Origin of the sequence: Falsiroseomonas sp. (assembly GCF_030695085.1) — a bacterium.
In the GTDB taxonomy this organism is placed as follows: domain Bacteria; phylum Pseudomonadota; class Alphaproteobacteria; order Acetobacterales; family Acetobacteraceae; genus Falsiroseomonas.
Map to the genome: position 1 here is coordinate 1 of NZ_JAUYTS010000062.1, position 17,459 is coordinate 17,459.

A 17,459-nucleotide genomic window follows, 5' to 3' on the forward strand; every position below is an offset into this window, starting at 1 on the left:
GGCCAGCGGTACCGCCGAACAAGCGGTTGCTCCGGCCCCCTCTCCACTCCTGCTCAAAGGTCCCGTGGTCCAGGAGGCCACTGCCTCCTGGCGGGAGGGTGCAGGGAGGGCAGAGCCCTCCTTGCGAATCACCGGCGCCGCCCTCCTCCTCACGCTGTTCCTGCCCGCCACCGCCGTGGCGGAGGAGGTGCCGGGGACCGGGTCCAGCTATGGCGGGATTGGGCTCATTGAGATGCGGACTGCGCGGTTTCGGCCGGATGGGGTGGTCGAGGCCGGGTCGTCGGTACGGCATCAGCGGCGCTTTCATTTCATCAATTGGCAGGCCTTGCCGTGGCTGGAGACGAGTTTCCGGGTGGCGGAGCGGCTGGATGGGACCAGTGGCGCGGGGATGACCACGGACCGGTCCTTCGATGTGAAGCTGCGCCTGCTGGCGGAGTCGGATTGGGCGCCGGCGTTGGCGGTGGGGTTGCAGGATTTCATCGGCACCGGGTTGTATTCGGGCGAGTATGTCGTGGCGTCGAAGCGCTTCGGGCGGTGGGATGCGACGCTCGGCCTGGGCTGGGGGCGGTTGGGCACTGGGGATGATTTCGGCAATCCGCTGACCGGCGTGTCGCCGCGCTTCGAGGAGCGGCCGCGGGATGTCGGCCAGGGCGGCTCGGTCAACACCTTTCCCTTCTTCCGAGGCGAACAGGCGGCGGTGTTCGGCGGGCTGGAATATTCGTTGCCGGAGGTGTGGACGCCGTTTGGTGGCGTCGAGGGTCTGCGCGCCAAGGTCGAGTATTCCGGCGATGCGCTGCGCGATGAGCGTGGCGGCTGGCCGGCGCGGACCACGGGGCTGCGGGGCGAGGCGCGCAGCCGCGTGAATTACGGACTGCATTGGTCGAATGGCTGGCTCGATGCCGGGCTGGACTGGGTGCATGGCACGGACCTGCTGTTCCGCGTCTCCGCCCGCTTCAATCCGGATCGGGTGCCGGAGCAAGCCAGGCTGCCCGCCCTCGGCGCGCGCCCGGCGGTGGCCCCGGCGCCCGAGGATGCGGTGCGGGAGGCGTTGCGCCAGGCCGGCTTCCGCCCGGTGGCGGTGGAGATCGCGGGGGCGGAGGCGCGGATCGCCGTGGCGGGCGGCCGGCAGCGCCGGCTGGCCGGCGCCGCCGGGCGGGTGCTGCGCGCGGTGCAGCCGCATCTGCCGCGCGAGGTGGAAAGGCTGCGCCTGTCCTGGCGCCAGGCGGGGGTGGAGGTGGCGCGGCTGACCTTGCCGCGGCGCGCGATGGAATCCGCCAGCCGGGGCGATGGCAGTGCGGAGGACGTGTTCTTCGCCAGCACGCTGGAGCCGGCCGGCGCCGATCGCTTCGGGCTGATGGGCGGCGGTACCGGCTTCGCCTGGGGTGCGGAGCCGCAGCTTTCCCTGCTGCTCGGCGATCCGTCGCGGACGCTGCGCTGGCAGATCGCCGCCGTGGCGGGTGGGCGGGCGGAACTGGGGCAGGGCTTTGCCATCGCCGGCAGCCTTTCCCGCGCCCTGGCCGGCAACCTGGCCGGGGCGCCGCCTTCCGACAGCGTGCTGCCGCGCGTGCGGAGCGAGGTGGCGCGCTATGCGCGGGAGGGGGAGACGGCGATCCCGGCGCTGTATGGCGAACGCATCTGGGGGCTGGGGCCGGACATCTTCGGCCGGGTCACCGCGGGGTATCTGGAGCCGATGTTCGCCGGCGTCTCGGCGGAGGTGCTGTGGCGCCCGCATGACCGGCCCTGGGCGCTGGGTGTCGAGGTCGCGCGGGTGGCGCAGCGGGATTATGACCAGCAATTCGGCGTGCGGGACTATCAGGTAACAACCGGGCATGTCTCGGCCTATGCCGACCTGCCCTGGTTCAACCTGTATGGCGTGGCCCGCGCCGGGCGGTATCTGGCGGGGGATTGGGGCGGCACGCTGGAGGTTGGCCGGCGCTTTGCCAGCGGCATCGAGATCGGCGGCTTCGCCACGCTGACGGATGTGCCCTTCAGCCAGTTCGGCGAGGGCAGCTTCGACCGCGGCATCTTCATCCGCATCCCGCTCGACCTGTTCGGCATCGAGACGCGCGCGGTGGCGCCGGTGGTGGTGCGGAGCGTGACGCGCGATGGCGGCGCCCGGCTCGCCGTGGACAACCCGCTATGGGAGGTGACGCGGGAGGGAAGGAGCCGGGCGTTGCAGGATGGGTTCCGGGACTTCCTGCGATAATCAGGGAAGGGTCTGCAGCTGCCGCTCCACCACGCCGCGCCAGGGCGCCTGGGGTGGTGCCTCGGACAGCAGGGCCTGCCAGATGCGGCGGGCATTCTCGGGCCGGCCGGCGCGGGCTTCCGCCAGCCCGGACAGGAAGCGCAGCCGCGGTTCCTGCGGTGCGGAGCCCAGCGCGCGGGCGATCAGCGCGGTGGCGGCGGCGTGTTCGCCACGCTCGATCTCCAGCTCCGCCAGGTCGCCGGCCAGTTCGGGATCGAAGCGCGCCTCCAGCGCGATGCGGTAGGCGCCGGCGGCTTCCGCCAGGCGGCCGCGGGACCGTTCGGCATTGCCGAGCAGGACGTGCCCCTGGCGGCCCATCTCGCTGGCAGGGTCCAGCGCGGCGACGCGGGTGCGCAGCGTCTCCAGCATCCGGTCCTCGGCCTCCGCCATGCGCTGGCGTTCCTCGAAGGGCACCGCGGGCATGTCCGGCGTACCGCGCACCATGTACAGGCCGAGCGCCGCGGCCGGCAGCAGGAAGACCAGGGCGGCGAGCAGCGCCGGGGTGCGGCCGGAACTGCCGATATCCTTGGCGTCTCCCGGTGCGGCCAGGATGCGGCGCTGCACTTCCAGCCGTGCCGCCTGGTGCTGCGCCGTATCGAGGCGGCCGGTCTCCAATTCCCGGTCCAGCTCCGCAAGCTGCGCCTGGTACAAGGCGAGGTCCGCCTCCGCCCGGCCGCGCAGGCGGGCGGGGCGAATCAGCATCCAGGCAAGCGGCGCCAAGGCGAGCACCGTGAGGCCGCCGAGCAAAAGCCAGATCACGCCTTGGTTCCATCCTTCTTGGGTCGCAACGGCCCCGCCATGGCGGGGCCTCGGAGCGCGGCCTCGATCTCGGCCAGGCGGCGCTGTTCCTCCGCGTTCAGGGGCGCGGGGGCCGGCGTGGAGGCGCTGCCGCGGCGGGCCAGCAGGATCAGCCCGAAGCCCACCAGCAACGCCACCAGCGGCGTCGCCCACAGGATGAGTGTGTTCCAGGCGAAGGGCGGCCGCAGCAGCACGAAATCGCCGTAGCGGGCGTGCAGGAAGCTTTTCACCTCCCGGTCGCTGTCACCGGCGGAGATGCGTTCGCGCACCAGCAGGCGCAGGTCGCGGGCCAGGCCGACTTCGCTGTCCTCGATCGACTGGTTCTGGCAGACCATGCAGCGGATCTCGCGGCCCAGATTGCGGGCGCGGTCCTCCAGCACCGGATCGGGCAGCATGTCCCCGGGGCTGGTGACCGCGACGGCAGGGCCGGCCAGTAGCGGCGCAAGCAGCAAAACCAGCAACATCAAGAACGACATGCGGCCCGCCAAGCGGGCCGAGCGCGCGAATGCGCGCCGCGCCAAGACCAACCACGCGGCCGGGCCCGTCCGTGCAAGGCGCGCAGGCAAGGCGGCGGAGCCGCCGCCCGCCGCTTGAGGGCAAGAATCAAGCATATCTGCGAAGCAGTATGCGAAGGTCCTGTTCCAGGACCTCGTCGGTGATCGGGCCGGCATAGCGCCAGCGGATGATGCCCTGCGCATCCAGCAGGTAGGTCTCCGGCACGCCGAAGACGCCCCAGTCGATGGCGACGCGGCCGGGTATGTCCTGCGCCAGGCGGTTGAACGGATTGCCGTGGCGGCGGATGAACTGGAGGCTGTCGGCCGCCTTGTCCTTGTAGGCGATGCCGAACACCGGCACGCCTTCCCGCGAAAGCCGCATCAGCTGCGGGTGTTCGATGATGCAGGGCACGCACCAGCTCGCCCAGAAATTCACCAGCACCGGCCGGCCGATGCCGCGCAGGTCCGCGGAGCCGAAGGGCTCGACGCCAGATTCGGGCAGCGCCGGCAGGGTGAAGTCCGGCGGCGCCTGGCCAATCAGGGCGGAGGGCACGCCGCGCGGATTATAGGCGCCGGTGCGCTGGCGATTGAGCGCCGTGTAGAAGCCGACCCCGCCCACCGCCGCGATGGCGAAGGGTGCTGACAGCAACAGGCGGCGGGAGGTGGGTGTCATGCCGGCCTCGTCGTCGGCGCGGCGCGAATCGCCGCGCGGTTCGGCGCGGAGACGCGCACGCGCCGGTCCGCCAGGGACAGCGCGGCGCCGAGCGCCATGATGGCGGCGCCGATCCAGATCCAGGGCGCCAGCAGGTTGTAGTGCACGCGCACCACGGCGCGGCCGGTCGCGGCCTCCTCCTCCCCGATCACGGCGTAGAGGTCGGCCATCAGGTTGGTGTGGATGGCGACCTCCGTCGTGTGCATGCGCGCCACGGGGAAGAAGCGGCGCGCGGGGGTCATCACCCGCAGCTCGCGGCCGTCGCGCAGCACGGTGATATAGGCGCGGCGCGCGGTCCAGTTCGGGCCGACCTCATCGCGCACGCTGTCGAGACGCCATTCATAGCCGGCCAAGGTGGTGGATTCGCCGGCCGCCAACGACACGAGCCGTTCCTGCGCCAGCCCCATGCCGGCAATGCCGGCCGCGGTGATGCCGATGCCGGCATGGGCGATGGCCGCCCCCCAAGCCGCGCGCGGCAGGCCCTTCGCACGGCTCCACGCGTTGCCGAGACTGGTGCGGAACAGCGCGGTACGGTCGGCGATGTCGGCAAAGGCCGCACCCACGACCCAGGCGGCGAAGGCGAAGCCCACCGCGGGCAGCACCTGCTGGCCGGAGGCGAGCAGCGCCACGAAGAAAGTGGCAAAGCCGATTACGGCGACCCACCACAGCTTCATCACCACCGGCACAAGCTGCGCCCGCTTCCAGGGCATCAGCGGCCCGGCCGCCATCGCCAGCAGCAGCGGCACCACCAGCGGGAAGCTCGCCGCGTTGAAGAAGGGCGGGCCGACGGAAACCTTGCTGCCGAACAGCGCGTCGGCGAATAGCGGCCACAGCGTGCCGACGAAGACCACCGCGGTGATCGAGCAGATCAGCAGGTTGTTCAGCACGATCGCGCCCTCACGCGAGACCGGCGCGAAGACCCCCGTGGGGATCATGGCCCGAGCCCGGAAGGCGAACAGCAGGAAGGCGCCGGCCAGGTAGAACATCAGCAGGCCAAGAATGAACAGCCCGCGCTCCGGGTCGTTGGCGAAGGAATGCACGCTGTTCAGCACGCCCGAGCGCACCAGGAAGGTGCCGAGCAGCGACATGCCGAAGGCGATGATCGCCAGCAGGATGGTCCAGGTTTTCAGCGCCTCCCGCTTTTCGACCACGATGGCGGAATGCAGCAGCGCGGTGCCGATCAGCCAGGGCAGCAGGGAGGCGTTCTCGACCGGGTCCCAGAACCAGTAGCCGCCCCAGCCGAGTTCGTAATAGGCCCACCAGGACCCCAGCGCGATGCCCATGGTCAGGAAGGACCAGGCGGCCAGCGACCAGGGTCGCACCCAGCGGCCCCAGGCGGCGTCCACGCGCCCCTCGATCAGCGCCGCGATGGCGAAGGCGAAGGTCACGGCGTAGCCGACATAGCCGAGGTAGAGCAGCGGCGGATGCAGCGCGAGGCCGATATCCTGCAGGATCGGGTTCAGCCCCTGGCCATCCAGCGCCGGCGGCCAGACCCGCTCGAAGGGGTTCGAGGTCTTGATGGTGAAGGCGAGGAAGCCGAGCGAGATCAGCCCGAGCACGCCCAGCACCCGCGCGCGCAACGCGGTCGGCAATTCGCGCCCGAAGGCGGAAACGGCCGCGCCGCAAATGCCCAGGATCATGATCCAGAGCACCAGGGACCCCTCGTGGTTCCCCCAGGTGCCGGTGATCTTGTAGAGCATCGGCTTGGCCGAATGGCTGTTCTGCACGACGTTCACCACCGTCGTGTCATTGATCGCGTAGGAATACATCAGGCAGCCGAAGGCGGTGGCGATGGCTAGGCACTGGCCGAGCGCCAGCGGCGCGCCGGTTGCCATCATCCGCCCGTTGCGCATCTCGGCGCCCAGCAGCGGCAGGATGGATTGCGCCAGCGCCAGGATCATCGCCAGCGCCAGCGCGAAATGGCCGAGTTCCGCGATCATGATCCGCCGCCCCCCGTGCGGGTTGGTTGCATCGTGTTCCAGGTGGCGGCCGGCGGCGGCGTGCCCTGTTCGGGCTGCCAGTGGCCAGCGCGCTTCAGCGCATCCGCGACCTCGGGCGGCATGTAGGTTTCATCGTGGCGGGCCAGCACTTCCGTGGCGCGGAACATGCCATCCGTGCCGAAGCGCCCGGCGGTGACCACGCCCTGGCCCTCGCGGAACAGGTCCGGCAGCACGCCCTGGTAGGTGACGGGGATGGTGTTGGCGCCATCCGTCACGCGGAAGCGGATGGTCGGGCGGTCCCCATTGGCGGATTGCTCGCGCTCCACGCTGCCGGCCTCGACCAGCCCGCCGAGGCGGAAGGACCGTTCCGGTGCCGGACGTTCGGCGATGATGTCGGAGGGGGATCGGAAGAAGACGATATTGTCCTGGAAGGCGGTCAGCGTCAGCGCGGTGGCGCTGCCGACGCCAATGCCACAGAGCAACAGGATCCAGAGGCGACGGCGCTTGCGGGTCATGTCTCTCTCTCACCCCGAGGGTCGAGGCGCTTCAGTTTCGCCACCGCCTGCCGCTGCCGCAGCACGGCCGCCACGGCCAGGCCACCGAATACGGCCAGCGTGCCCGCCCAGGATAGCGTGATGTGAATCCAATGGCTTGTCATGGATCAACCCACCCCGGCATTCATGCGGCCACATCCGCGCGCCGGGCGCGGGCGGTCTCCAGCGCCCGGATGCGGCGCTCCATCACCGCGGCCCGGGTGCGGGCCAGCACCACGGCGGCCAGCAGCAGGGAAAAGCCGATGGCGCAGACCAGCAGCGGGTACAGCATGTCCACATGCATCCCCGGCGCATCCAGCCGGGTGACGCTGGCCGGCTGGTGCAGGGTGTTCCACCAGTCGACGGAGAATTTCACGATCGGCAGGTTCACCAGCCCGACCAGCGCCAGGATGGCGCCGGCCCGCGCACCGCGATCCGCCTCGTCGAAGGCGCGCACCAGGGCGGCATGGCCGAGCCAGAGGAAGAACAGCACCAGCACACTGGTCAGCCGCGCATCCCAGACCCACCAGGTGCCCCACATCGGCTTGCCCCACAGGCTGCCGGTGGCCAGGCACAAGGCGGTGACGGCGGCGCCGACCGGCGAAAGCTCCCGCGCCGCCAGATCCGCCAGCGGGTGCCGCCAGATCAGCGACATCAGGGACAGGATGCCGAGGCCCAGATAGCCGCCCATGGCCAGCCAGGCCATCGGGACATGGACGTACATGATGCGGACCGTCTCGCCCTGCTGCCAATCGGCCGGCGCGAAGCCCAGCGCCCAGATGGTGCCCCAGGCGGTGACGCCCAGCGCGAGCACCCAGAGCCAGGGCATGACCCGCCCGGTCAGCCGCAGGAAGCGTCCCGGATTGGCAAAGCGGTGCAGGGACCGCTGTCCCGGTTGCGGGGCGGTGAGGGGCGGGCCCGCTTTGCGGGGCATGAGGGGTCTGGCGTCCACATCCCTAGAGTAAGGGCGCTTCGCGCCGGATTGAAGCCATCGCCTGGGGGCGTTACGTCTGAATCTTGCAACCAAGCCGCCGGGAGACGCCCATGCTGTTCGCCATCACCTGCTCCGACAAGCCGAATTCCCTGGACCTCCGCATGGCCACGCGGCCGACCCATCTTGAATATCTGAAGTCCAAGATGGAGGGTTTCGTCGTGGTCGGCCCGGTGCTGGACGCCGAGGGCAAGCCCTGCGGCAGCCTGTTCGTGGTGGAAGCCGAGGACCAGGCCGCCGCCGAGGCCTTCGCCGCCGGCGACCCCTATGCCAAGGCCGGGCTGTTCGAGACGGTGCAGGTGCGGCCGTTCCGCATGGTCTTCAAGGACGGGGCAATGGTCTGATGTCCCCCGCACGCCAGTACTGGTTGGTAAAATCGGAGCCGGACGCGTTTTCCTGGGACCAGCAGGTGGCGAACGGCATTGAGCCCTGGACCGGCGTGCGGAACCACATGGCCAAGGCCAATCTCAAGGCCATGCGGAAGGGCGACCTGGCCTTCTTCTACCACTCCAACATCGGCAAGGAGATTGTCGGCGTGGTGGAGGTGGCGAAGGAGGCCTATCCCGACCCCTCGGTGGAGCCTGGCACCAAAGGAGACTGGGTCTGCGTCGACATGCAGGCGGTCGGGCCGATGCCGAAGCCGGTGACGCTGGCCGAGATCAAGGCGGAGCCCGACTTTTCCGTGTTTGCCCTGGTGCGGATGTCGCGGCTTTCGGTCATGCCGGTCTCGGCCGAGCATTGGAAGAAGCTGGCGAAGATGGGCGGCTGGAAGGGGAAGTAGGGCGATGCGGCTGGAAGGGTCCTGCCATTGCGGCAAGGTGGGGTTTCGCTGCGACAGCGCGCATCCCTATCCCTACCAGCGCTGCTACTGCTCGATCTGCCGCAAGACCCAGGGCGGCGGCGGCTATGCCATCAACCTGTCCGCCGAGATGGCGACGCTGAAGGTGCGCGGCGCGAAATACCTGAAGGTGTACCAGGCGCGGTTGCGGGAACCTGGTCAGCGCACCCGCAAAAGCCCCGGCCAGCGGCATTTCTGCGCCGAATGCGGCAGCGCGCTGTGGCTGTTCGACCCGCGCTGGCCGGAACTGGTGCACCCCTTCGCCTCCGCCATCGACACGAAACTGCCGGTGCCGCCGGAACACACCCATCTGTTGCTCGGCTCCAAGGCCGCCTGGGTGGAGCCCTGCTTCGCCGAGGGCGACCGGCGCCACGAGGGCTATCCGAAGGAGAGCATCGCCGAATGGCATGCACGGCTGGGGCTGGAGAAACCATGAGCGAGGTGGCGGCGGATGAACGGGTGCTGTGCCGTCTGGACGAGATTCCGGACGGTGAAAGCCGTGGATTCACCCCCGCGGCAGGCGCCTTCACCGGGCTGTTCGCCATTCGGCGTGGCGGCCAGGTCTTCGTCTATGTGAATTCCTGCCCGCATATCGGCCTGCCGCTGGACCCGGCGCCGCACCGTTTCCTCGATGCCAAGCGCAGCGCCATCGTCTGTTCCGCCCATGGCGCGCGGTTCCGGATCGAGGATGGCGAATGCACCTCCGGCCCCTGCTATGGCGAGAGCCTCGAATCGGTGCCGGCGCGGGTGGATGCGCAGGGGCGCGTGATCGTGCCAGCGGGCGCCGGGCTGTAGCGACGGCTATCGCCCATGGGGCGGCTATTGAGAGATTATATTTCTTCCTGTTGACGATACAGGCGGCGTTCGTGGAAAAACCTTCCATGAACCACGCCATTTCTCCGCCCGGTCCGCGATGTCGCCCCGCTCCAGGCCATCGCCCTTCCCGCCCCTGACCCTCGGAGACTCCCCATGACTTTTGCCCCTTCCGGCGCCCCATCCGGCCAGCTGCGCCGGCGCATTCTGTTGCAGACGCTCGCCTTCGCCAGCGCCCCGGCCATCGCCCGCGCCCAATCCTCCTACCCCGAGCGCCCGCTCCGCCTGGTCGTGCCCTGGCCGCCCGGCGGCGCGGTGGATGTGCTGGCGCGCGCCGTGCAGCAGGCGCTCAGCGCCGAACTCGGCCAGCCCCTGGTCATCGAGAATATCGGCGGCGCCTCCGGCCGCGTCGGCGGCCAGGCGGCGGCGCGCGCCGCGGCGGATGGCCATACGCTGCTGCTGGCCAATGACACCTTCGCGGCGACCGAGGCGGTGCCGGTGACCGGCGCGCCATCTGTCCGCCAGGCGCTGCGGCCTGTCTCGCAGATCGTCACGGCGGAGCATGGCTTCTTCACCCATCCGCGATCCGGCCTGAAGACCATCCAGGATTTCGCCGCCGCCGCCCGGGCGCGGCCGGGGGCGCTGAATGTCGGCGTGCCGGGGATCGGCGCCTCGCAGCATCTGACCAGTGAATTGCTGCTGCGCGCGGCCGGCGGGCTGCGGGTGGAGCATGTGCCCTATCGCGGCGGCGGGCCGGTGCTGCAGGATTTGCTGGCGGGGAATATCGATGTCGGCGTGGTGACCTTCTCGGCCGGCGTGCCGCATGCAAGGGACCGCGCGCTGGTGCCGCTGTTCGTCACCAGCGCCGCACGCCCCGCCACGCTGCCCGAGGTGCCGACGGCCGGGGAGAGCATTGCGCCCGGCTTCGTGCAGGATACCTGGATCGGGCTGTTCGCGCCCACCGGCACCCCTTCGGCCGCGACGGAGCGGCTGCACCAGGCCGTGCGCGCCATCCTGGCCCAGCCGGAGGTGCGGGACAGGCTGGCCGGGCTGGGCTTCACCCCGTCCGGCCTCGGCGCCCGCGAATTCGGCGCGCAGTTCGACAGCACCATCACCACCTTCGCGAATATCGCGCGGGAGCGGGGGATCACGGCGGGGAGCTGACGGCCTCCGCCTTGCGCCATTCCATGATGTGGAAATAGGGCACGCGGCGGTAGCGCGCCGCCGCGTGCGGGTCGCCGCCCGGCGCGGGGGTGGGTTCGGCGAAATGCGTCAGCACCAGGCCCTGGCCCAGCAGCAGGCCCATGTACTGGCTGAGTGGCCGGTGCCAGTTGCGGATGCGGATGCCGCGCCAGCCGACCCATTCGGCGCGTTCCTCCAGATAGTGGTCGATGGCGAAATGCGTTTTCTCGCCATCCCGCCGCACCCAGCCATCCGGCATGCCGGCGGTGAAGAAGGGGTTGAGGTTGGCGATCAGCAGGCGGCCACCGGGGGCCAGCACGCGGGCCATCTCGGCGATCGCGGTGGCGATGTCGGGGATGTCGATCAGGCTCAGGTAGCTCACCACCAGGTCGCAGGCATCATCCGGCAGCGGCAGCGCCTCCGCCCGCCCCGCAAGGTAAGCGCCCTGCGGATCACGCCGGCGGGCTTCCTCCAGCAGCGCCCCGGTCGGGTCGAGGCCGATGGTGGCGATGCCGCGGGCGCGCAGCATCCGGCAGAAGCGGCCCTCGCCGCAGCCGATATCGAGCGCCAGCCGCACCGGCACCGCCGCCACCCGCGCCAGCATCGGCGCGTCCAGCACGAAGCGGCGGCCGTAATCGCCTGCCTCGCCCTGGTTCGCGATCCAGGCCGCGGCCGAGTCGCGCCAGCCATCCTCCATCAAGCCCCTCCTGCCGGTTGACCCAGTGCCCGGTTGACCCAGTGTCCGGTTGACACAGTGCCCGGTTGACGCAGCGCAATGCCGCGTGCCCCACTCATTGCGTAAGAACCGGCGCATAGGCCGGTTGCGTAGAAACCGGCCTATGCGCCGGAACGCGATGCGCCGAAAAGACTGTGCCCAGAAGACCGCGGGGAACGCCCAATGACCGAAACCACCTTGATCGCCGTGAAGCCCGGCATCGCCGCGCGCGCCCATGTGGATGAGGCGGGCTACAAGGCGATGTATGCGGAAGCCGCCAGCAACCCCGACGCCTTCTGGGCGAAGGAGGCCCAGCGCATCGCCTGGATGCAGGCGCCGAGCATCATCAAGAATGTCGATTTCGGCGGCGAATCGGGGAAAGTGTCGATCAAGTGGTTCGAGGATGGGCTGCTGAATGCCTCCGTCTCCTGCCTCGACCGGCATCTGGCAACCCGCGGCGACCAGGTGGCGATCATCTGGGAGGGGGATGACCCCGCCAGCGATGCCAAGGTGACCTACAAGGACCTGCACGCGCGGGTCTGCCAGCTGGCCAATGCGATGCGCGGCATGGGCGTGGCGAAGGGCGACCGGGTCTGCATCTACCTGCCGATGATCGTCGAGGCCGCGGTCGCCATGCTGGCCTGCGCGCGGATCGGCGCGGTGCATTCCATCGTCTTCGGCGGCTTCTCGCCGGACAGCCTGGCCTCGCGGATCCAGGATTCGGATTGCGTGCTGCTGATCACGGCCGATGAGGGCCGCCGCGGTGGCCGCAAGGTGCCGTTGAAGGCCAATGCGGATGAGGCGCTGAAGACCTGCCCCTCGATCCGCCACGTCATCGTCGCGAAGAACACCGGCGGCGCGGTGGCGATGACGCCCGAGCGCGACCATTGGTGGTCGGATGCCTGCGACACCCAGCCGGAAACCGCGGAGCCGGAGAAGATGAACGCGGAGGATCCGCTGTTCATCCTCTATACCAGCGGAAGCACCGGCAAGCCGAAGGGCGTGCTGCACACCACCGGCGGCTACATGGTCTGGGCCAGCTTCACCCACCAGAACGTCTTCGATTATCGCGAGGGCGAGATCTACTGGTGCACCGCCGATGTCGGCTGGGTCACCGGCCACACCTACATCGTCTACGGCCCGCTCGCGAATGGCGCGACCACGCTGATGTTCGAGGGTGTGCCGAACTACCCCACCGTCTCCCGGTTCTGGGAGGTGGTGGACAAGCACCAGGTCAACATCTTCTACACCGCCCCCACCGCCATCCGCGCCCTGATGCGGGATGGGGAGGCGCCGGTGAAGAAGACCAGCCGCGCCAGCCTGCGGATCCTGGGCAGCGTCGGGGAGCCGATCAATCCCGAAGCCTGGCTCTGGTATTATCGCAATGTCGGGGATGAGCGCTGCCCGGTGGTGGATACCTGGTGGCAGACCGAGACCGGCGGCATCCTGATCAGCCCCCTGCCCGGCGCGACGGCACTGAAACCCGGCTCCGCCACCCTGCCGCTGCCGGGCGTGCAGCCGGCGCTGGTGGATAATGACGGCAACTTCCTGGAGGGCGCGACGGAGGGGAACCTGGTGCTGCTGGATAGCTGGCCAGGCCAGATGCGGACGGTCTATGGCGACCATGACCGCTTTGTGCAGACCTACTTCTCCACCTTCAAGGGCACATACTTCACCGGCGACGGCGCGCGCCGGGACGAGGATGGCTATTGGTGGATCACCGGCCGGGTCGATGACGTGATCAACGTCGCCGGCCACCGCATGGGCACGGCGGAAGTGGAAAGCGCGCTCGTCGCCCACCCCAAGGTGGCGGAGGCGGCGGTCGTCGGCATGCCGCATGAGATCAAGGGCCAGGGCATCTACGCCTATGTCACGCTGAAGACCGGCGAGGAGCCCTCCGAGGCGCTGCGCAAGGAACTCATCGCCTGGGTCCGCAAGGAGATCGGCCCGATTGCCAGCCCGGACGCCATCCAATGGGCCCCGGGCCTGCCGAAGACCCGCTCCGGCAAGATCATGCGCCGCATCCTCCGCAAGATCGCGGCGAATGAGACGGATGCGCTGGGCGATACCTCGACGCTGGCGGACCCCGGCGTGGTGCAGGATCTGGTGGACAACCGGGTCCGTTAGCCGGGCACCACCGAACGGGGCACCACCGAACGGCGCACCACCGAACGGGGCACGACCGACTGGGGCACCACCGGAACCGGCAGCGCCCGGAAGCCGGGCCGGGCGAACAGGTAGCCCTGCATCGCCCGCACGCCGAGGCGGCGCAGCGCCGCCAATTCGCCCGGCGTCTCGACCCCCTCCACCACCGGCACCATGCCGAAGGCCCGCAGCTGCGCCAGCGTGGCGCGCACCCGTTCGTAGCGCGCCGCATCCTGGTCCAGGCCCATGATCACCTCCCGCGCAATCTTGGCGCCATCCGGGCGCCACAGCAGCAGCAGGGGCATGCGCGCATGGCCGGTGCCGACATCATCCAGCGCGATGCGGATGCCGCGCCGTTGCAGCGCCGCCAGGGCGCCGGCCAGCGCCTGCGGGTCCTCCACCGGCTCCATCTCGCTGATCTCGAACACCAGCCGGTCGGTCGGGAAGCCCATCGCCTCGGCCTCCGCCACGGTGCGGCTGGCGCAGCAATCGGGCAGGCCGATGCAGCCGGGGAAGATGTTCAGCGTCAGCGCCGCGCCGGTCGCGGCCAGGCCGAGGCGCATCGCCTCCGCCAGCGCCTCCCGCCGGATTTCCGCATCCACCGTGTAGCGCGCCGCCAGCGGAATGGCGTCCAGCACGCTGGCCGCGCCCTCGCCCGCCGGGCCGCGCACCAGCGCTTCCTGCGCCAGGGTCAGGCCGGTCTCGACATCGACGATGGGCTGGAAGGCGGTGGCGAAGCGGGGGGTCACTCGGAATCATCCAATAAAAGATAATCTACTCATATTTTCTTACTGATCGCGCGTCGAGCCATAATCTCTTAACCTTTCGCCGCCGATCAGGGTTGCATACGGCGCTGTTGCGGAACGGCGCGCCTGACCGCAGCATCCGGCTCGATGGCCGAACCTCCCGATAGGCGACAGACCCGCCGCCTGATCCTCGTGCTCGGCCTTGCCTGCCTGGCCTCGAACCTAGCCACCCGCGCCTATGACCCGCTGGTCGGTGTTCTGGCGCAGGATTTCATGGCCAGCCCCGCCACCATCGCGCTGCTGTCCACCGCCTTCGCGCTGCCCTATGCGCTGGTGCAGCCGGTGCTCGGGCCGCTGGGCGATGCGGCGGGCAAGCGGCGGGTCATCCGGCTGTGCCTGGTGGCGCTGGCGGTCGCGCTGGCCGCCGCCGCCCTGGCGCCGGACCTCGGCACGCTGACCGTGCTGCGGGTGCTGGCCGGGGCCGCGGCGGGCGGCATCTTCCCGCTCGCCATCGCCGCGATCGGCGACCATGTGCCGATGGAACGCCGGCAGGTGGCGCTGTCGCGGCTGCTGGTGGCGGGGCTGACCGGCTCGGCCGGCGGCGCCCTGCTGTCCGCGGCGCTCGAGCCCTGGATCGGCTGGCGCGGCGTGACGCTGGTCTGCGCCGCCGCGGCGCTGGCCGCGATCCCGATGCTGCGGTCGCCTCCCGGCAAGCCGGAACTGCGCGGGCCGAAGCTGAACCTGGCGGATTCGCTGCAACGCTACCGCCAGATCATCGCCCTGCCGGCGGCGCGCGTGCTGTATGCCTGCGTGTTCCTGGAAGGGATGCTGATCTTCGGCATCTTCCCCTTCATCGCGCCGCTGCTGGCCGAACGCGGCCAGGGCGGCGTGGCGGAAGCCGGCTTCGCGGTGGCCGCCTTCGGCATTGGCGGCTTCGTCTTCGCGGCCCTCGCCGGGCTGATGCTGCGGCGCATGGGCCAGTCCCGCATGGTGCTGCTGGGTGGCGTGCTGGCGGCGCTGGGCCTGGTGGCCCAGGCGGCGGCGCCGCATGCGGCAGTTCTGGTGGCGGGCTGCCTGCTGCTCGGGCTCGGCTTCTACATGATGCACAGCTCGATCCAGACCCGGGTGACGGAGGTGGCGCCGATGGCGCGGGGCAGCGCGGTGGCGCTGCACGCCTTCAGCTTCTTCCTCGGCCAGTCGCTTGGTCCGGCCGTCATGGGCGGTGGCCGGGCGGTGATCGGCGCCGAAGCGGCGCTGGTGATCGCCGGCGTGGGCGTGCTCGGGCTGGGTTTCTGGCTGTCCCGCCGCGGTCGGTGAGCCGCCGGGCGGCCGATGTTCCGGTTCGCGATTCGCCCCCTGACTGGAACGCAGGGTGAATCAGGCCGCCTCGGTCCGGTCACACCGCGTTACAAAACAACCGGCTGGCCCGAGTCGCAGGAACGAATCGCTGACGCGGCGACTTTGTTCCCACACCACAAGCCCTGGGGGCCGCCCTGCCGCCGGGCCACAAGCGCGTTCCCCGAGTCGCGGCCGAGTCGCGGCCGGGACGGGGAACACGCCGCCCACGCTCAGAAGTCGGTGACGCGGCCCTTCTGTTCCCAGTCGCCATAGCGCGTCGGCTCCGGCCCCTTCGGCCCGCCGATCTCGGGCGGCAGCGCCAGGCGGATCGGCTTTTCGGCCGGCGGATCGCCGACCGGCGGCGGCGGCGCATCGCCGGGGATCGGGATGCCATCCGGCGGCGGCTCGACCGGTGCGGGCGGCACCTCCGGCACCGGCATGCCCGGCGGCGCGGTTGGCGGCTCCGGCGGCGGCAGGGGCACCTGCTGGGCAAAAAGGGTCTTGCTGTCGGGCGGCAGAAGCCGCCCCTCGTGATTCGCGTTGCTCATACCCCACATGTAGGTGGTCCCGGTCCGCTTCGGAGGGCCCACGGGGCATCGGCGGAGATTTGCGCGGAGGAATGGACACGAGATGAGCGGCTATCTGCGGACGGCGATCCTGCTGGCGGGCATGACCGCCCTGTTCGTCGGCGTCGGCTTCATGATCGGCGGGCAGCAGGGCATGGTGATCGCATTCCTGGTCGCCTGCGGCATGAACGTCTTCGCCTGGTGGAACAGCGACCGCATGCTGCTGCGGATGCACAACGCGCAGCCGATCGGGCCGAATGATGCACCGCGCCTGTACCAGATGACCCAGCAGCTGGCGGCCAATGCCGGGCTGCCGATGCCGGCGCTGTATGTCATCCATGAAGACCAGCCCAACGCCTTCGCCACCGGCCGCAGCCCGGACCGCGCGGCGGTGGCGCTGAACACCGGCCTGCTGGACATGATGCCGGAGCGCGAGGTGGCGGGCGTGATCGCGCATGAGCTGGCCCACATCAAGAACCGCGACACGCTGATCATGACCATGACGGCGACCATCGCGGGCGCCATCGGCATGCTGGCGCAGTTCGGCTTCCTGTTCGGCCGTGGCGACAACCGCCAGAACCCGTTCGGCATGATCGGCACCATCCTGATGATCGTGCTCGCCCCGCTGGCCGCCATGGTGGTGCAGATGGCGATCAGCCGCTCGCGCGAATATGAGGCGGACCGTGCGGGTGCCGAGATCGCCGGCGATGCCGAGGGCCTGGCCTCCGCCCTGCTGCATCTGGAAGGCTACAAGGCCGGTCGCATCAACCAGGCCGCCGAGGCCAATCCGGCGACGGCGCATATGTTCATTATCAACCCACTATCCGGCCTGCGCATGGATGGCCTGTTCTCCACCCATCCGAAGACGGAAAACCGCGTCGCCGCGCTGCGGGCGCTGGCCGGCCAGATGCGCCCGCCTTCCGGGCCGGCGCCGCGGCAGGCTGCCCCGCGCCCGGCACCCGCCCGGCCCGGCCCCTGGAGCAACCCGCCGCGCCGCAACCCCTGGGGCTGAGGCGATGGCCGCAACCTGCGGACGGCGCGAGGCGTTGGGTGGAGCCTCTCCCTTCATGGAGGTTCCGCCATGCGACCCTTGTTCTGGCGAAGGATGCCCCGCTTGATCCGCCTTGTCCTCGTCCAGTGTGCCGTGGGCTTCGGCATCGCGACGCTGGCCATGGCGGGGCTGCTGCTGGCCGATCCGGGCGATGCGCGCAGCCTGCTGCTGGGGGCCGCCGGGCATTGGTGGCCGGCGGCGCTGCTCTGGGTTTTCCTCGGCATGACCTTCGGCGCCGTGCAGATCGGCGTGGCGACCATGCTGCTGGCAACGCCGGACCCGCCGCCGCGCCCGCGCGGCAGGCCGGTACCGGTCCGGCTCGCCGTTCCCGCGGTGATCCGCCGCCGCTAGA

General features: G+C 70.2%; 20 protein-coding genes. 10 read left to right on the top strand and 10 right to left on the bottom strand.

Features of this window, described 5'->3' with window-relative positions; genetic code table 11:
• The first annotated feature begins 121 nt into the window (after window positions 1–121).
• Entirely contained in the window at window positions 122–2,206 is a 2,085-nt protein-coding gene (locus tag Q8S40_RS07430; RefSeq protein WP_305669875.1) for a YjbH domain-containing protein, read from the top strand.
• Here Q8S40_RS07430 and ccmI read toward each other — a convergent pair whose 3' ends face one another.
• From ccmI to Q8S40_RS07465, 7 genes are all read right to left on the bottom strand, one after another.
• On the bottom strand, window positions 2,207–3,004 hold the full coding sequence (gene ccmI / locus Q8S40_RS07435) for a c-type cytochrome biogenesis protein CcmI (RefSeq protein ID WP_304811075.1): 798 nt from the start codon (window positions 3,002–3,004) through the stop codon (window positions 2,207–2,209).
• Entirely contained in the window at window positions 3,001–3,519 is a 519-nt protein-coding gene (locus Q8S40_RS07440; protein ID WP_305669876.1) for a cytochrome c-type biogenesis protein, read from the bottom strand. Before Q8S40_RS07440 ends, ccmI begins: the two co-directional genes overlap by 4 nt.
• 127 nt (window positions 3,520–3,646) lie before the next feature.
• Window positions 3,647–4,210 (bottom strand): DsbE family thiol:disulfide interchange protein, encoded by a 564-nt coding sequence (locus Q8S40_RS07445; RefSeq protein ID WP_305669877.1) that lies wholly within the window; start codon window positions 4,208–4,210, stop codon window positions 3,647–3,649.
• A complete protein-coding gene (locus Q8S40_RS07450) occupies window positions 4,207–6,189 on the bottom strand; it encodes a heme lyase CcmF/NrfE family subunit (protein WP_305669878.1) in 1,983 nt (660 codons plus the stop codon). The genes Q8S40_RS07445 and Q8S40_RS07450 overlap by 4 nt, the downstream gene beginning before the upstream one ends.
• Window positions 6,186–6,704, bottom strand: coding sequence for a cytochrome c maturation protein CcmE (gene ccmE / locus Q8S40_RS07455; protein ID WP_304811079.1), 519 nt, complete (start codon window positions 6,702–6,704; stop codon window positions 6,186–6,188). Before ccmE ends, Q8S40_RS07450 begins: the two co-directional genes overlap by 4 nt.
• On the bottom strand, window positions 6,701–6,847 hold the full coding sequence (gene ccmD / locus Q8S40_RS07460) for a heme exporter protein CcmD (RefSeq protein ID WP_305669879.1): 147 nt from the start codon (window positions 6,845–6,847) through the stop codon (window positions 6,701–6,703). The genes ccmE and ccmD overlap by 4 nt, the downstream gene beginning before the upstream one ends.
• 20 nt (window positions 6,848–6,867) lie before the next feature.
• Entirely contained in the window at window positions 6,868–7,656 is a 789-nt protein-coding gene (locus Q8S40_RS07465; protein WP_305669880.1) for a heme ABC transporter permease, read from the bottom strand.
• A 110-nt stretch (window positions 7,657–7,766) separates the two neighbouring features.
• Here Q8S40_RS07465 and Q8S40_RS07470 point away from each other — a divergent pair, with 110 nt between their 5' ends.
• The 5 genes from Q8S40_RS07470 (at window position 7,767) to Q8S40_RS07490 (ending at window position 10,528) form a co-directional block, all read left to right on the top strand.
• Complete coding sequence (locus Q8S40_RS07470; protein ID WP_304811085.1) at window positions 7,767–8,057, top strand: YciI family protein; 291 nt, start codon at window positions 7,767–7,769, stop codon at window positions 8,055–8,057.
• Window positions 8,057–8,494, top strand: coding sequence for an EVE domain-containing protein (locus Q8S40_RS07475; RefSeq protein WP_305669881.1), 438 nt, complete (start codon window positions 8,057–8,059; stop codon window positions 8,492–8,494). The genes Q8S40_RS07470 and Q8S40_RS07475 overlap by 1 nt, the downstream gene beginning before the upstream one ends.
• Before the next feature lie 4 nt (window positions 8,495–8,498).
• The gene (locus Q8S40_RS07480) at window positions 8,499–8,987 is read left to right on the top strand and encodes a GFA family protein (RefSeq protein ID WP_305669882.1); all 489 of its coding nucleotides are present in this window, start codon (window positions 8,499–8,501) and stop codon (window positions 8,985–8,987) included.
• On the top strand, window positions 8,984–9,346 hold the full coding sequence (locus tag Q8S40_RS07485; protein WP_304811091.1) for a Rieske (2Fe-2S) protein: 363 nt from the start codon (window positions 8,984–8,986) through the stop codon (window positions 9,344–9,346). The genes Q8S40_RS07480 and Q8S40_RS07485 overlap by 4 nt, the downstream gene beginning before the upstream one ends.
• Window positions 9,347–9,520: 174 nt before the next feature.
• The gene (locus tag Q8S40_RS07490; RefSeq protein ID WP_305669883.1) at window positions 9,521–10,528 is read left to right on the top strand and encodes a tripartite tricarboxylate transporter substrate binding protein; all 1,008 of its coding nucleotides are present in this window, start codon (window positions 9,521–9,523) and stop codon (window positions 10,526–10,528) included.
• On the opposite strand, the gene Q8S40_RS07495 is transcribed toward Q8S40_RS07490, so the two are convergent.
• Window positions 10,512–11,243 carry a class I SAM-dependent methyltransferase gene (locus tag Q8S40_RS07495; RefSeq protein ID WP_305669884.1) on the bottom strand — a complete coding sequence of 244 codons (732 nt, stop codon included), beginning with the start codon at window positions 11,241–11,243 and terminating at the stop codon, window positions 10,512–10,514. The genes Q8S40_RS07490 and Q8S40_RS07495 overlap by 17 nt on opposite strands.
• A gap of 201 nt (window positions 11,244–11,444) precedes the next feature.
• On the opposite strand from Q8S40_RS07495, the gene acs reads away from it, so the two are divergent.
• Complete coding sequence (acs, locus tag Q8S40_RS07500; protein WP_305669885.1) at window positions 11,445–13,388, top strand: acetate--CoA ligase; 1,944 nt, start codon at window positions 11,445–11,447, stop codon at window positions 13,386–13,388.
• Here the strand turns inward: acs and Q8S40_RS07505 are convergent.
• On the bottom strand, window positions 13,385–14,155 hold the full coding sequence (locus tag Q8S40_RS07505; RefSeq protein WP_305669886.1) for an EAL domain-containing protein: 771 nt from the start codon (window positions 14,153–14,155) through the stop codon (window positions 13,385–13,387). The genes acs and Q8S40_RS07505 overlap by 4 nt on opposite strands.
• A 144-nt stretch (window positions 14,156–14,299) precedes the next feature.
• Between Q8S40_RS07505 and Q8S40_RS07510 the strand changes: the two genes are divergently transcribed.
• The gene (locus tag Q8S40_RS07510; RefSeq protein ID WP_304811102.1) at window positions 14,300–15,469 is read left to right on the top strand and encodes an MFS transporter; all 1,170 of its coding nucleotides are present in this window, start codon (window positions 14,300–14,302) and stop codon (window positions 15,467–15,469) included.
• A 251-nt stretch (window positions 15,470–15,720) separates the two neighbouring features.
• Here Q8S40_RS07510 and Q8S40_RS07515 read toward each other — a convergent pair whose 3' ends face one another.
• A complete protein-coding gene (locus tag Q8S40_RS07515) occupies window positions 15,721–16,038 on the bottom strand; it encodes a DUF1674 domain-containing protein (protein ID WP_305669887.1) in 318 nt (105 codons plus the stop codon).
• A gap of 82 nt (window positions 16,039–16,120) precedes the next feature.
• Here Q8S40_RS07515 and htpX point away from each other — a divergent pair, with 82 nt between their 5' ends.
• Both htpX and Q8S40_RS07525 read left to right on the top strand, forming a co-directional pair.
• Window positions 16,121–17,068 carry a zinc metalloprotease HtpX gene (gene htpX, locus Q8S40_RS07520; RefSeq protein ID WP_304811106.1) on the top strand — a complete coding sequence of 316 codons (948 nt, stop codon included), beginning with the start codon at window positions 16,121–16,123 and terminating at the stop codon, window positions 17,066–17,068.
• A 102-nt stretch (window positions 17,069–17,170) separates the two neighbouring features.
• Entirely contained in the window at window positions 17,171–17,458 is a 288-nt protein-coding gene (locus Q8S40_RS07525; RefSeq protein ID WP_305669888.1) for a hypothetical protein, read from the top strand.
• Window position 17,459 lies beyond the last annotated feature (1 nt).

What these genes read in the sequence shown, in the direction of transcription:
- Q8S40_RS07450 (WP_305669878.1), bottom strand. Translation starts at nt 6,189, where the DNA reads ATGATCGCGGAACTCGGCCATTTCGCGCTGGCGCTGGCGATGATCCTG.
- ccmE (WP_304811079.1), bottom strand. Translation starts at nt 6,704, where the DNA reads ATGACCCGCAAGCGCCGTCGCCTCTGGATCCTGTTGCTCTGTGGCATT.
- Q8S40_RS07485 (WP_304811091.1), top strand. Translation starts at nt 8,984, where the DNA reads ATGAGCGAGGTGGCGGCGGATGAACGGGTGCTGTGCCGTCTGGACGAG.
- Q8S40_RS07445 (WP_305669877.1), bottom strand. Translation starts at nt 4,210, where the DNA reads ATGACACCCACCTCCCGCCGCCTGTTGCTGTCAGCACCCTTCGCCATC.
- Q8S40_RS07465 (WP_305669880.1), bottom strand. Translation starts at nt 7,656, where the DNA reads ATGCCCCGCAAAGCGGGCCCGCCCCTCACCGCCCCGCAACCGGGACAG.
- Q8S40_RS07495 (WP_305669884.1), bottom strand. Translation starts at nt 11,243, where the DNA reads ATGGAGGATGGCTGGCGCGACTCGGCCGCGGCCTGGATCGCGAACCAG.
- Q8S40_RS07510 (WP_304811102.1), top strand. Translation starts at nt 14,300, where the DNA reads ATGGCCGAACCTCCCGATAGGCGACAGACCCGCCGCCTGATCCTCGTG.
- Q8S40_RS07515 (WP_305669887.1), bottom strand. Translation starts at nt 16,038, where the DNA reads ATGAGCAACGCGAATCACGAGGGGCGGCTTCTGCCGCCCGACAGCAAG.
- acs (WP_305669885.1), top strand. Translation starts at nt 11,445, where the DNA reads ATGACCGAAACCACCTTGATCGCCGTGAAGCCCGGCATCGCCGCGCGC.
- Q8S40_RS07470 (WP_304811085.1), top strand. Translation starts at nt 7,767, where the DNA reads ATGCTGTTCGCCATCACCTGCTCCGACAAGCCGAATTCCCTGGACCTC.
- Q8S40_RS07490 (WP_305669883.1), top strand. Translation starts at nt 9,521, where the DNA reads ATGACTTTTGCCCCTTCCGGCGCCCCATCCGGCCAGCTGCGCCGGCGC.
- Q8S40_RS07475 (WP_305669881.1), top strand. Translation starts at nt 8,057, where the DNA reads ATGTCCCCCGCACGCCAGTACTGGTTGGTAAAATCGGAGCCGGACGCG.
- Q8S40_RS07440 (WP_305669876.1), bottom strand. Translation starts at nt 3,519, where the DNA reads ATGTCGTTCTTGATGTTGCTGGTTTTGCTGCTTGCGCCGCTACTGGCC.
- htpX (WP_304811106.1), top strand. Translation starts at nt 16,121, where the DNA reads ATGAGCGGCTATCTGCGGACGGCGATCCTGCTGGCGGGCATGACCGCC.
- ccmD (WP_305669879.1), bottom strand. Translation starts at nt 6,847, where the DNA reads ATGACAAGCCATTGGATTCACATCACGCTATCCTGGGCGGGCACGCTG.
- Q8S40_RS07480 (WP_305669882.1), top strand. Translation starts at nt 8,499, where the DNA reads ATGCGGCTGGAAGGGTCCTGCCATTGCGGCAAGGTGGGGTTTCGCTGC.